This is a genomic window from Serratia sp. A07 (assembly GCF_058725505.1).
Map to the genome: position 1 here is coordinate 1 of NZ_JBZXDO010000041.1, position 12,191 is coordinate 12,191.

The following is a 12,191-nucleotide window of genomic DNA, read 5'->3' on the forward strand; positions in this document are numbered from 1 at the left end:
GGCTGCACTGGCGCAAATTGTCAACCATAACCAGTGGCCGAAACAGGAAAGCGACGCCGTCAGGGAACGGATTTGCACGGTACTGGAAAAACAGGGCATGACCACGGCGGGGTGTTTTGAGGTGGTACGGGAAAGCGAAACGCCTTCCCGTACCGGTACTGCTTCTTCCTATTCATCCATCATCCATGAGGACGACGATATGATACTCAGAAAACAGGTGCTGACACCAGCAGCAAAGAAACATTTTAATCTTATGCGTAGCCCCTTCGACGACTACGCGCTGCGCTCATCCGACGACGTGTACAAGTCGCCCGATATTCACTACGTGCGCGAGGCGATGTACCAGACCGCGCGTTTCGGGGGCCTTCTTGCGATAGTCGGTGAATCCGGTTCGGGCAAGTCTACCCTGCGCCGCGACCTGATTGACCGCATCCGCAACAGCGGTGACGACATTACGGTGATTGAGCCTTACGTGCTGGCCATGGAAGACAACGACCGCACCGGGCAGACGCTGAAGGCCGCCAGCATCGCCGAGGCCATTATTCGCGAAGTGGCCCCCACCGAGCGGCCGAAACTGTCGCGTGAAGCCCGCTTCAGCCAGGTGCATCGGGTGCTCAAAGAGAACGCGCGCGCCAGCAGCGCCGGCGGTAGAGATAACGCTCACGTGCTGATTATTGAAGAGGCACATTCCCTGCCACAACCGACACTCAAACACCTGAAGCGCTTTCTGGAGCTGGAAGACGGCCACCGCAAGCTGCTGTCCATCATCCTGATTGGTCAGCCCGAACTTGAGCTCAGTCTCTCCGGGCGCAACGCCGCCGTGCGAGAGGTGGTTCAGCGCTGCGAAGTGGTCAACCTGCCGCACCTGGGCGACAACCTCGAGGCTTTCCTGGCGTTCAAGTTCCAGCGCGTCGGCGGTGACGTCGGCAAGGTGCTGGACGCCAGTGCCATCAACGAAATCCGCAACCGGTTGTGCCTGAGCCGCAATGGCGGAAGGGAAACCGTCAGTCTGCTATACCCGCTGGCCATCGCCAACCTGGTGACCGCCGCCATGAATATGGCCGCCAGAGACGACATACCGCGTGTGGATGCCAACGTTATCAAACTGACAGGGAAATGAAGCCATGAACACCATCAAGTGGTACGACATTATCTGGGAAGCTCACGAAGACAGCCCGGTACTGACCGTCGAGATTGACCCGGCGGTATGCACTCTCGACACGCTGTTTGGCATCAATGACGCTTTCGACCATGCCGACGAACGCCTGGCGGAAAACGACGGCGACCTGCTGCTGACGGTGCTGAAAATGCTCGGTGCCCACTGCTTCAGCCAGGCCATGAACGACGACTGGCTGCAGGCCGGGCTCTACGACCAATTCATGCACGGTCATGTTAAGGGCTGGCCGCCGCTGGACGGCAGCTGCGGGATAACCATCATCAACTGCGACGCGCCGTCAATTCACTACAGCGAAATGCATGTCAGCGAGGTAGCCCGATGAAACAGCACCGATTTGTTATTCCCTGTCACACCACCCGTCTGCAGAAACAGCTGGCTGCCGCCGGCAAGGCGCTGGCCCGCCTGACGGCTCAGGGGTTTGTGGTCGAGCGCGTCGAACTCAGTAGCAGTACCCGCGCCACCAATACTGTGCTGCCGGATACCCTCTGCCGCCGTAAGCAGGAAAACGGTCAGGCGGTACGTTATGCCCAGGGCGTGGATGCCGGCGGACGGTTTGAGCGTTGGCAATTCCAGGATGCGGATTGTCGCGTGAGTTGGGAGGTCAGATAACAAACACAATGACGTTGTAATTATTTAGAGCAATTATTCTCACTTTAATAAAAGGTTATTAAAAATGGCAAAAGGCAAAAAGTCGCTTAAAGCGGCGGCGGCTTCGTATGCGCCACAAACCCGGGACGAAGTTATTTCCGGCATCAAACAAATTGGCGATATCCAGCGCGAAATAACCCGCATCGAAACCGAAATGAATGACTGCATCGGCCGGATCACCAACCAGCATGCACCCGTCATTGAAGCGCTGAGCGCTCAACTGTCAACGCTGCAGGCTGGCGTTCAAGCCTGGTGTGAGGTCAACCGCGACACGTTGACACAGGGAGGCAAGACCAAGACCGCCAACCTTATCACCGGCGAGGTGAGCTGGCGCAAAGGCAACCCGTCAGTCACCATCAAGGGGGCAGAGGTAGTAATGGAAACACTAAAACGCCTCAAATTATCCCGATTTATTTTGACCAAGGAATCCATTAATAAAAACGCCATTCTCTCGGATAAAGCCGCCGTGAAAGATATCAAGGGCATCGTAATTAACGATGGCAAGGAGGTCTTTAATATCGCGCCGTTTGAGCAGGAGGTGACCAAATGATTTACCCCCAAATTCAGCGCCAGCGCCGCAAGGTGGAAAAACGCATCAACCGCGCCATGCGCCTGGCTGAAGAAGGCCGTTTGGCTACTGCACGCATCGAGTTCAATAGTGCGGCTGTAGAGCTTGAAGCCATTACCGCACTTATTGACGCGCGCCTGGCTGGTGAGGTGCGCCATGACAATTAACTGCCGCAATCCACGCTGCAACGCGCCGGTCGAAAGACTGGCGCTGGTTCAGGCCAATGTGACCCGGACGCCGGAGTTAGGCGACTGGATCATTGACCTGGTGCTGGCCTGCCCCGTGTGCGGGCAACAGTACGCCACCGCTCTGGCGAATAGCGATTTGGAGCCCATCAATCGCGAGGCTAACGATGACTGAAACCGAACTCTACGCAGAAGCCATGCGCCAGTATGGCTACGACGCGCAGCTTTGCAAACTTGCCGAAGAGGCCAGCGAGCTGTCGGCAGAAGCGTGTCGCGCGCTGAACCACTGTACGCTCGAACGCCGACTGGCGGGTGAAATCGCCGATGTTGAAATTCTTATCGCTCAGTTTCGGCAGACCGGCATGGTCGCGCTGATTGATGCCCGCAAGGCCGAGAAGCTGCAGCGCCTGGCCGACCGTCTGGGGGTAGCTTATGCCGCAGAACACTGATTTAGCCGATGGAGAATGATATGTGGGTACTCATTTTTTGGATGTCGTCACCTTACTCAATCACGTTAAGTGATGCCAGCCAGCCCACGCTGCAGGTTAACGTTCAGGAGTTTAACAGTGAGCGTGCATGCAAAGCCGCTTTTGCGGCCATTAAGCGTCTTAATGATGGCGAACTTAAACTACGCGGTGTTTGCGCAGCTAAGGACTGACCCATGAACACAATTTTAAGAAAACGGCTAATCAAACATGCGCAGAGTCTCATCGCACATGATGAATGGTTAATAGCAAAATTTGGTGATAACCACAAAACACCGGATACCGTAACCCTGGCGCATATCGCGCTAAATGCTCTTGAGTGCAAGAAATGCCCATCCAACCAACTGGAGGTGACTTATGTCAAAAGATAGCGTAGCTGTTCGCCTGGACCTGGCCGATCACGGTCAGGACTTCCTCTGGTTCATTGTCCAGGGCGGTCAGATTGTTAAGGCCGGACCGTTTCAGAACTGGATATGGCGCGGAAAGCCCGTATCGAACGGTCAATTCTCTGTTGGCGATCGGGTAGAGATCGTGCTTGAGGGCAAACGCCGGTTCATCAATTACCCGATTGAACGCGTTACCCTGCTTGACGGGAAGCACCCGGAACTGAGCGCCGAGGCGCTGTCATGATGGCGGTGCTTGTTGCTTTTATCCTGGGCGCACTCTGTGGTGCGCTCGTTCACCGGTTTATCCCTCGCAAACAGGCGCAGCCGGCGACGGCGCGCCCGGAGGAGCAGAACTATGACTAAGGCCAAACTGATTCAGCTTATTCATATCGCCAGCCAACAGCTGAAGTTGGACGACGATACCTACCGTGAAATGCTGCGGTCGAACTCCGGCAAAACGTCTACGCGTGATATGGACGTCATGCAGTTGGGGCGCGTGCTGGACAGCATGAAACGGCGAGGCTGGAAGCCCAAACCACCGCGCAAGGCCCGGGCGGCGCCTACGCCACCGGTCGCGGACTTCCCGCAAGCCGGCAAAATCCGCGCCCTGTGGCTGGAAATGCATGACCAGGGCATTGTGCATGACCGCACCGAGGCGGCCTTGCAGGCGTTTATCCGCAAGATGACGGCCGTTGACCGCCTGCAATGGCTGACCCCGGAGCAGGCCAGCGGCGTTATAGAAATGCTCAAACAGTGGCAAAAACGGGCGCTGACCGGGGGTAAACATGGGAACCGCAACGCAAGATGAGCTGATGAAGGGCGTGGCGGACGCGGTGGTGCATGTTCTGCTGCACCAGGCGCGTCTGCCTCAACAGGAGGCGCAGAGTGTGGCGTCAGCGCTGGTAGAGCGGCTGACGTTCGCCTGGGGCAACAGCACCATCCAGATCCCCAAGGGGCAACGCTACATCAACCTGCAGCGCTACCGGCGCATCTTTGATGAATTCACTGGCGACAACCACTCGCAGCTGGCCAAGAAGTTCGAATGCTCCATCCAGTGGATCTACTCGGTGGTAAAGCGCATGCGGAAGGACTATATTAACCGCCACCAGGCCGACATGTTTAACGAACTGCCGGGCGACGAGCTGGCGTTGAGCGACTTCATGCGAACCCGCCTGCTGGTGCTGGCCGACATCATGGATTACTCGGCGGCTCTCATCAGTGAGCAGACCGGCATGGACGAGGACAGGGCCCACTGGCTGGGTGAGCAGATCGCCAACCACGTTTCCAGTCATCTGCATGGCCAGTCTGCTTACGTGCGATCACGCCATAACGCGGAAAAACCTGACGATCGCCAGCCTGGCCTGTTCGATGATTACGGGTAGGCTTATTAAAAGCGTTGATTTTGCTGCCGACCGCCCCAGGCGAACAATGAAGATGAGCATTAATCTTGCTCATCTTTTTTATTTCAGGCTTACAGGAGGCGGTATGGTGCCGTTACGAGGCATGAAGACAGTGCGGCAGGCGGAACTTGCCGACCCTGACAAGCTCGAGCAGATCATCGCCGAAATGCTGGCAAGTTTTAAGCGCTACACCAACAAGAGTACCGCCGTTATTGGTGTATCCGACCAGCAGGTGGTCGCGCTGACGCTATACAGTCATGCGGCATTTGAAACGGAGTTTAGTGGAGACGTTGATGTGATTGACCGCCAGGATATCTGCGTTAATATTCATCGCGCACCGTCGCGACCAGCGCGACAATTGGCGGTCTCCCAGGCAAGAGTATAGGTGATGATTAATCCACTGCCGCCAGCAGTTTTTGACGTTTAGCAAAACAGTACAGGGCAAATGATAACTAAACTGTTGTTGCCAATTTTCCCCTTTTGAAGGGCTGTTATCAGTTTCACTATATGAAAACTAATTTCAATCATTCGTCCCAGATTGATCCAGTTTGTCCCAGGTAGATCCACATTTATCTCACGTTTCCCTTTTAAATATCTCACGTCAGATCAGACGCGCATGCCGATCGGCCGCGCCTGGGAGGCGCTGCGCGAGGATGAGATCGCCTGCCGCTCTCTCGGGCTCAATCACGTGCTGGTGAAGCTGTCGGCGTTTATGCTGGGTGCCTCCACCGCCGGGCTGGCGGGGGTGTTTTTCGCCACCTATCAGGGCTTCGTCAATCCGACCTCGTTCACCTTCTTCGAATCGGCGCTGATCCTGGCGATCGTGGTGCTGGGTGGCATGGGCTCCACCCTCGGCGTGGTGCTGGCGGCCTTCGTGCTGACGGTGGCGCCGGAGCTGCTGCGCAGTTTCGCGGAATACCGGGTGCTGCTGTTCGGCGTGCTGATGGTGGCGATGATGATCTGGCGGCCGCGCGGGCTGGTGCGCATCAGCCGCGCCAGCTTCGCCGAACGCAAGGGGGTGGCGCCATGAGCGACGCCATTTTGCGGGTGGAGCACCTGATGATGCGCTTTGGCGGCATCAAGGCGCTGAACGACGTCAATCTGGAGGTGGAGCGCGGCTCCATCACCGCCCTGATTGGCCCCAACGGCGCCGGCAAGACCACGGTGTTCAACTGCCTGACCGGCTTTTACCGCGCCAGCGGCGGCGCGATCCTGCTCAATACCCACAAGCGGCCGACCGACGTGATCCAGGTGCTGGGGCAGAAGTTTCGCGCCGGCGACTGGATACGCCCGAAGCGGCTCGGCTCGCGCCTCTATTACAAGATGTTCGGCGGCACCCACCTGGTCAACCGCGCCGGGCTGGCGCGTACCTTCCAGAATATCCGCCTGTTCCGCGAAATGTCGGTGGTGGAGAACCTGCTGGTGGCGCAGCACATGCAGAGCAACCGCAACCTGATCGCCGGGGTGCTGAATACGCCGGGCTACCGCCGGGCGGAGAGCGCCGCGCTGGATCACGCCTTCTACTGGCTGGAGGTGGTGGATCTGGTGGACTGCGCCAACCGGCTGGCGGGGGAGATATCCTACGGCCAGCAGCGGCGGCTGGAGATCGCGCGCGCCATGTGCACCGCGCCGGAGATGATCTGCCTCGATGAGCCGGCCGCCGGGCTGAACCCGGTGGAAACGGCCACGCTGAGCCGCATCATCCGTTTTCTGCGCCAGCATCACGGCATCACGGTGCTGCTGATCGAGCATGACATGGGCATGGTGATGGAGATCTCCGATCGGGTGATCGTGCTCGATCACGGCGACGTGATCGCCCGCGGTACGCCGCAGGAGATCCAGCACAATGAGGCGGTGATCGCCGCCTACCTGGGCGCGGACGAAGAGGAGCTGGCGGGATGAGCGAAGCGATGCTGGAATTTCGCGAAGTGGACGTGTTTTACGGGCCGATCCAGGCGCTGCGCCAGGTGTCGCTGCAGGTCAACGCCGGGGAGACGGTGGCGCTGATCGGCGCCAACGGCGCGGGCAAATCCACGCTGTTGATGTCGATCTTCGGCCAGCCGCGCATCGCCGGCGGGCAGATCCTGTTTGGCGGCGAGGACATCAGCCGCCGCTCCACGCACTACGTGGCGGCCGGCGGCATCGCGCAGGCACCGGAAGGACGGCGCATCTTCCCGGACATGAGCGTGGAGGAGAACCTGCTGATGGGCACCATCACCGTCGGCAACCGCTATCTGGAAGAGGATTTGCCGCGCATGTTCGAGCTGTTTCCGCGCCTCAAGGAGCGGCGCAACCAGCGGGCGATGACCCTGTCCGGCGGTGAGCAGCAGATGCTGGCGATCGCCCGTGCGCTGATGAGCCGGCCGAAGCTGTTGCTGTTGGACGAGCCGAGCCTGGGGCTGGCGCCGATCGTGGTGCGGCAGATCTTCGGCGTGCTGCGCGAGCTGACCCGCAGCGGCATGACGCTGTTTCTGGTGGAGCAGAACGCCAACCACGCGCTGAAGCTGTCCGATCGCGGCTATGTGATGGTCAACGGCCAGATCCGCCTCACCGGCAGCGGGCAGGCGCTGTTGAACGATCCGGAGGTGAGAAAGGCCTATCTGGGCGGCGGCTGAGCGCCGCCCTTTGGGCAGGGAGGCCCGCGTTCAGAACTGGCGCTGCATCCAGCGCACGTTCAGCCGCACCAGGGCGATGATGGCGCTGGAGAGCAGCCGCAGCCCGCCGGGCATGTCGCGGCGGCGGATATCCAGCAGCAGCACGGTGCGCACCTGCGCGCTGTCGTTCCACACCTCGTGTTCGAAGGTATCGTCCCACAGCATGAACTCCCCCTCGTGCAGCCGGTATTCGCGGCCGTCCACTTTCAGCACCGCCGCCGGCACCCCGTCGGCGCGTTTGGGCATGTCCAGCACCAGATAGCCGCGCAGAATACCGCGGAACGGCCCGCGGTGGGGCGGCACCTGTTTACCGGGCGCCAGGAAGGAGAGCGAGGCGGACAGCACGTCCGGCGACGAGGCGATCAGCGCCGCCAGCGTCGGGCAGCGCGCCAGGTTGCGGGCGATCGGCTGGCCGTAGGCCTTCATGATGAACATGCGCCAGTCGCGCGCGTCGTTGGCGGAGATCGACTCCTGCTGGATCATGATCTCGTGAAAACGGGGAATATTGTGCAGATCGTGGGCGACGGTCAGCGCCTCCTCGCGGATCTGCCGCCATTGGGCGGTGAAACGTTCGGCGTCGGGGAACAGCGCGGCGCTGTCGAGCACCGGCTTGCCCTGAATGCGGCGATCGTATACATTGCGCAATGCGAGCACGGACCAATCATAAATCGCGGACATAATGACCTCGCCTCAGAAAACGCCAAATGGACACTGCGCGCGGTTCTTCGGCGCGGCGCGTCGTCTGCGGCGGCCGGAGGGGAAGAGCGGCAGGAAAAATTGGTACGCTTCAAGAGATTAGCACAGCATTTGTGCAACCGTGTGTCTGCGAATGTGTCGAAATGCGGCGAAAAAAACCACACAATTAAAGTGTGACGCGTATCGCATTTAGCGGGCCGGTTGGTTAAAATATCGCTACTTGCCCGCACCTGTCCGGATTTTGTTTACCATGGAACACGCTGCCGTTTCGCGCTCAACCGCCTGGTTGCGCGTGGTTATCCTCGCCGTCTCGGCCTTTATCTTCAACACCACCGAATTTATTCCGGTCGGTCTGCTGAGCGACATCGCCGCCAGCTTCTCGATGCAAACCGAACAGGTCGGCCTGATCATCACCATCTACGCCTGGATCGTCGCCGCCGCCTCGTTGGCGTGCATGCTGCTGACCAGCAAAATCGAGCGCCGCAAGCTGCTGATCGGCGTGTTCATGCTGTTTATCGCCAGCCACGTGCTGACCGCCGTGGCCTGGAATTTCACCACGCTGGTCATCTCGCGCGCCGGCGTGGCGCTGGCGCACTCGGTGTTCTGGTCGATCACCGCCTCGCTGGCGATCCGCGTGGCGCCGCCGGGCAAGAAAGCCCAGGCGCTGAGCCTGCTGGCGGGCGGCACCGCGCTGGCGATGGTGCTCGGGCTGCCGCTCGGGCGGGTGGTGGGGCAGCTGCTCGGCTGGCGCATGACCTTTATCGGCATCGCGGTGTGCGCCACCCTGGCGCTGGTGCTGCTGTGGCGCCTGCTGCCGGTGCTGAAAAGCGAGCACTCCGGTTCGCTGGCCAGCGTGCCGCTGCTGTTCAAACGCCCGGCGCTGCTGGCGCTGTACATGCTGACCGTCATCGTGGTGACGGCACACTTCACCGCCTACAGCTACATCGAGCCGTTTATCCAGACCGTGGCCGGGCTGTCGGAGAACTTCACCACGCTGATGCTGCTGCTGTTCGGCGCCGCCGGCATCGTCGGCAGCCTGCTGTTCAGCCGCTACAGCGAGCGTTTTCCTTCCGGCTTCTTTATCGGCGCCATCGCGCTGCTGGCCTTGAGCCTGCTGCTGCTGTTGCCGGCCGCCAGCAGCGAAAGCCACCTGACCGTGCTGTGCATCTTCTGGGGCATGGCGATCATGGCCATCGGCCTGTCGATGCAGGCCAAAGTGCTGAGCCTGGCGCCGGACGCCACCGACGTGGCGATGGCGATCTTCTCCGGTCTGTACAACTTCGGCATCGGCAGCGGGGCGCTGCTGGGCAACCAGGTGAGCCTGCATCTGGGCATGGGCAACATCGGCTTCGTCGCCGCGCCGCTGGCGCTGATCGCTCTCGGCTGGTGCCTGCTGAGTTTCTACCGCAGCGAACGGCTGCAGCAGCACCCCAGCCGTTAAGCCACCGATTCGGGATGCCGCTGCGGCATCCCAGGTTGCATTTTCCTGCTATAAAACAGGCTGCTGCAGCGTTTTATGCTTAACTTTTTTTCATAGTCTGCTAATTAAAAATTTAACTCCGACGCCGCTTCGCTAGCATAGAAAGTCATCAAAAATGTTAATGCGAGGTTAACGGTGAGTGACTCTGTAGCGGCGTCGCCGATCCATGCGCGGGATTTGGCGGCCAGAATCGACGCCTTGCCCGCGTCGGCCGGCCTGTGGCGCTTTATCATTCTGCTGTCGCTGGGCGGCTTTTTCGAACTCTACGATCTGTTCCAGACCGGCTATATCAGCACCGGCCTTATCGCCGACGGCATTTTTCACACCGGCGCGCAGGGCGTCTTCGGCGTGTCGGACCAGGCGGCCTTCGCCTCCGCCACTTTTCTTGGCCTGTTCGTCGGCGCCAGCCTGCTGAGCCCGTACGCCGATCGCTTCGGCCGCCGCGCCACCTTCATGTTCGCCCTGATCTGGTATGGCGCCTTCTCGCTGCTGCTGGCGTTTCAACAGCAGGCGGAGTGGGTGATCTTTCTGCGCTTTCTGGTGGGCGTCGGGCTCGGCATTGAGCTGGTGACCATCGATACCTACCTGACGGAGTGGGTGCCCGCGCATCTGCGCACCCGGGCTTTTGCCTTCGCGTTCTTCGTGCAGTTCCTGTCGGTGCCGGCGGTGGCGCTGATGTCCTGGTGGCTGGTGCCGCAGACGATTTGGGGCCTGAGCGGCTGGCGCTACGTGGTGATCGCCGGTGCGCTGGCTTCGCTGGTGATTTGGCTGGTGCGAAAGGGGCTGCCGGAGTCGCCGCGCTGGCTGGTGCAGCAGCGGCGCTATGCGCAGGCCCGGCAGGTGATGCGGGATATGGAGCGGCGCTGCGGCGTGGCGGCCACGGACTTCCCGTCGCGCCCGGCTGACGATGCCGAGGGGGCGCCGCTGCACGGCCGCTTTCGCGATATCTGGGCGCCGCAGTACCGCGATCGCACGCTGATGCTGGTGGTGATGAATTTCTTTCAGGCCATCGGCTTCTTCGGCTTCGGCAACTGGCTGCCGGCGCTGCTGTCGGGCAAGGGCGCTTCGGTCACCCACAGCCTGCTGTACGCTTTCTTCATCACGCTGGCCTACCCGCTGGGCTCGCTGCTGTGCAGCTTCTACGCCGACAAGATGGAGAACAAGTGGCAGATCGTGTTGTCGTGCCTGGTGACGGTGATCTTCGGCTCGCTGTTCGCGCTGCAGAACAACCCGCTGTGGCTGATCCTGTGCGGCTTCTTCATCACCTGGTCCAACGCCTGTCTGACCTACAGCTACCACTCCTATCAATCCGAGATCTTCCCGACCCACATCCGCGCCCGCGCCGTCGGTTTCTGCTACTCCTTCAGCCGGCTGTCGACGGTGTTCAGCAGCATCATCATCGGCATTATTTTGCAGTACGGCGGCTCGCTGGGGGTGATCGCGTTTATCGTCGCCAGCATGCTGATCGTGATGCTGGTGATTGGGCTGTTCGGCCCGAAAACGCGCGGCATCGATCTGGAAAACATCTGACGTTTTGCGCCGGCGGCGACGCCGGCCTCTTCAGCAAAAAAACTCGCGATCATGCGAAAATTATTCCGTTATCACTGCCTTTGCGCCTGCCGTACTGTTACCCGGTACAAAATCCAATTCAATACCGAGCGGGGAACACGTCATGAGCATCCTCACCGCGCCCGATGGCGCGCGCATTTTCTACAAGGATTGGGGCCGCGGCCAGCCGATCCTGTTCTCCCACGGTTGGCCGCTGTCCGCCGACGCCTGGGACAACCAGCTGCTGTTTTTCGGCCAGAGCGGGTTCCGGGTGATCGCCCACGATCGCCGCGGCCACGGCCGTTCGGATCAGACCTGGCACGGTAACGACATCAACCAATACGCCGACGATCTGGCTCTGCTGATCGAAACGCTGGATCTGCGCGATCTGATCCTGGTCGGCCACGCCATCGGCGGCGGCGAAGTGGCGCGCTACATCGGCCGCCACGGCAGCGATCGGGTGGCGAAGGTGGTGCTGGTGGGCGCCGTGCCGCCGCTGATGCTGCAAACGCCGGCCAATCCGGAAGGCGCGCCCATGGCGGCCTTCGACGGCATTCGCAGCGGCGTGGCGGGCAACCGCTCGCAGTTCTTCAAAGATCTGGCGGTGCCGTTCTACGGCTTCCACTGCGACGAGGTGGAGAGCAATGCGGGGCTGATCGACCACTTCTGGCTGATGGCCATGCAGGGCGGCGTGAAAGGGCAGTACGACGGCGTGAGCGCGTTCTCCGAAGTGGATTACACCGCCGATCTGTTGGCGATCGACAGGCCGACGCTGCTGGTGCACGGCGACGCCGATCAGATCGTGCCGATCGGCGCCTCGGCGCTGAAAGCCGCTAAGCTTATGCAACAGGCGGAGCTGAACGTTTACGCCGGCGGCGCTCACGGCTTGGCGCAGGTCGATCCCGATCGCTTCAACGCCGATCTGCTGGCCTTTATCCAGAATTCGCCGTTCTAAGGGGGCGCG

The 12,191-nt window shown here is 60.5% G+C and carries 20 protein-coding genes and 1 pseudogene; 20 read left to right on the plus strand and 1 reads right to left on the minus strand.

The window, feature by feature from the left end; genetic code table 11:
- The 17 genes and pseudogenes from AC4PR2_RS24295 to AC4PR2_RS24375 all read left to right on the plus strand — a co-directional run.
- Positions 1-1,120, plus strand: a 1,120-nt coding sequence (locus AC4PR2_RS24295; RefSeq protein WP_492175579.1) for an ExeA family protein, incomplete at its 5' end; no start/stop codon positions are given.
- Between the two features lie 4 nt (positions 1,121-1,124).
- Complete coding sequence (locus AC4PR2_RS24300) at positions 1,125-1,499, plus strand: DUF2528 family protein (protein ID WP_492175580.1); 375 nt, start codon at positions 1,125-1,127, stop codon at positions 1,497-1,499.
- Positions 1,496-1,786, plus strand: a complete 291-nt coding sequence (locus AC4PR2_RS24305) for a hypothetical protein (RefSeq protein WP_492175581.1) — start codon at positions 1,496-1,498, stop codon at positions 1,784-1,786. The genes AC4PR2_RS24300 and AC4PR2_RS24305 overlap by 4 nt, the downstream gene beginning before the upstream one ends.
- Before the next feature lie 64 nt (positions 1,787-1,850).
- A complete protein-coding gene (locus AC4PR2_RS24310) occupies positions 1,851-2,375 on the plus strand; it encodes a host-nuclease inhibitor Gam family protein (RefSeq protein WP_492175582.1) in 525 nt (174 codons plus the stop codon).
- Positions 2,372-2,560: a hypothetical protein gene (locus AC4PR2_RS24315; protein ID WP_492175583.1), complete on the plus strand. Its 189-nt coding sequence runs from the start codon at positions 2,372-2,374 to the stop codon at positions 2,558-2,560. The genes AC4PR2_RS24310 and AC4PR2_RS24315 overlap by 4 nt, the downstream gene beginning before the upstream one ends.
- Entirely contained in the window at positions 2,550-2,753 is a 204-nt protein-coding gene (locus AC4PR2_RS24320; RefSeq protein ID WP_492175584.1) for a hypothetical protein, read from the plus strand. The genes AC4PR2_RS24315 and AC4PR2_RS24320 overlap by 11 nt, the downstream gene beginning before the upstream one ends.
- Complete coding sequence (locus AC4PR2_RS24325) at positions 2,746-3,027, plus strand: nucleoside triphosphate pyrophosphohydrolase family protein (RefSeq protein ID WP_399610221.1); 282 nt, start codon at positions 2,746-2,748, stop codon at positions 3,025-3,027. Before AC4PR2_RS24320 ends, AC4PR2_RS24325 begins: the two co-directional genes overlap by 8 nt.
- A gap of 20 nt (positions 3,028-3,047) precedes the next feature.
- On the plus strand, positions 3,048-3,236 hold the full coding sequence (locus AC4PR2_RS24330) for a hypothetical protein (protein WP_399610218.1): 189 nt from the start codon (positions 3,048-3,050) through the stop codon (positions 3,234-3,236).
- Positions 3,237-3,239: 3 nt separating this feature from the next.
- Positions 3,240-3,434, plus strand: coding sequence for a hypothetical protein (locus tag AC4PR2_RS24335; protein WP_399610215.1), 195 nt, complete (start codon positions 3,240-3,242; stop codon positions 3,432-3,434).
- Positions 3,421-3,693 (plus strand): hypothetical protein, encoded by a 273-nt coding sequence (locus AC4PR2_RS24340; RefSeq protein ID WP_399610212.1) that lies wholly within the window; start codon positions 3,421-3,423, stop codon positions 3,691-3,693. The genes AC4PR2_RS24335 and AC4PR2_RS24340 overlap by 14 nt, the downstream gene beginning before the upstream one ends.
- Positions 3,690-3,812, plus strand: coding sequence for a hypothetical protein (locus AC4PR2_RS24345; RefSeq protein ID WP_492175585.1), 123 nt, complete (start codon positions 3,690-3,692; stop codon positions 3,810-3,812). The genes AC4PR2_RS24340 and AC4PR2_RS24345 overlap by 4 nt, the downstream gene beginning before the upstream one ends.
- A complete protein-coding gene (locus AC4PR2_RS24350) occupies positions 3,805-4,257 on the plus strand; it encodes a gp16 family protein (protein WP_492175586.1) in 453 nt (150 codons plus the stop codon). Before AC4PR2_RS24345 ends, AC4PR2_RS24350 begins: the two co-directional genes overlap by 8 nt.
- Positions 4,235-4,831: a Mor transcription activator family protein gene (locus AC4PR2_RS24355; RefSeq protein ID WP_492175587.1), complete on the plus strand. Its 597-nt coding sequence runs from the start codon at positions 4,235-4,237 to the stop codon at positions 4,829-4,831. The genes AC4PR2_RS24350 and AC4PR2_RS24355 overlap by 23 nt, the downstream gene beginning before the upstream one ends.
- 52 nt (positions 4,832-4,883) lie before the next feature.
- A complete protein-coding gene (locus AC4PR2_RS24360) occupies positions 4,884-5,234 on the plus strand; it encodes a hypothetical protein (RefSeq protein WP_492175588.1) in 351 nt (116 codons plus the stop codon).
- Between the two features lie 222 nt (positions 5,235-5,456).
- A pseudogene (locus tag AC4PR2_RS24365) lies at positions 5,457-5,879 on the plus strand (ABC transporter permease subunit); the annotation flags it as partial.
- A complete protein-coding gene (locus AC4PR2_RS24370) occupies positions 5,876-6,751 on the plus strand; it encodes an ABC transporter ATP-binding protein (RefSeq protein ID WP_197803080.1) in 876 nt (291 codons plus the stop codon). The pseudogene AC4PR2_RS24365 and the gene AC4PR2_RS24370, both read left to right, overlap by 4 nt.
- The gene (locus AC4PR2_RS24375; protein ID WP_049198033.1) at positions 6,748-7,464 is read left to right on the plus strand and encodes an ABC transporter ATP-binding protein; all 717 of its coding nucleotides are present in this window, start codon (positions 6,748-6,750) and stop codon (positions 7,462-7,464) included. Before AC4PR2_RS24370 ends, AC4PR2_RS24375 begins: the two co-directional genes overlap by 4 nt.
- A gap of 30 nt (positions 7,465-7,494) precedes the next feature.
- On the opposite strand, the gene AC4PR2_RS24380 is transcribed toward AC4PR2_RS24375, so the two are convergent.
- Complete coding sequence (locus tag AC4PR2_RS24380; protein ID WP_041035890.1) at positions 7,495-8,181, minus strand: aspartyl/asparaginyl beta-hydroxylase domain-containing protein; 687 nt, start codon at positions 8,179-8,181, stop codon at positions 7,495-7,497.
- A 268-nt stretch (positions 8,182-8,449) separates the two neighbouring features.
- Here AC4PR2_RS24380 and AC4PR2_RS24385 point away from each other — a divergent pair, with 268 nt between their 5' ends.
- The 3 genes from AC4PR2_RS24385 (at position 8,450) to AC4PR2_RS24395 (ending at position 12,182) form a co-directional block, all read left to right on the plus strand.
- Positions 8,450-9,640, plus strand: coding sequence for a sugar transporter (locus AC4PR2_RS24385; RefSeq protein WP_330112916.1), 1,191 nt, complete (start codon positions 8,450-8,452; stop codon positions 9,638-9,640).
- Between the two features lie 174 nt (positions 9,641-9,814).
- Positions 9,815-11,209, plus strand: a complete 1,395-nt coding sequence (locus AC4PR2_RS24390) for an MFS transporter (protein ID WP_330112915.1) — start codon at positions 9,815-9,817, stop codon at positions 11,207-11,209.
- Between the two features lie 142 nt (positions 11,210-11,351).
- The gene (locus tag AC4PR2_RS24395; protein WP_060420336.1) at positions 11,352-12,182 is read left to right on the plus strand and encodes an alpha/beta fold hydrolase; all 831 of its coding nucleotides are present in this window, start codon (positions 11,352-11,354) and stop codon (positions 12,180-12,182) included.
- The last annotated feature ends 9 nt before the right edge of the window (positions 12,183-12,191 follow it).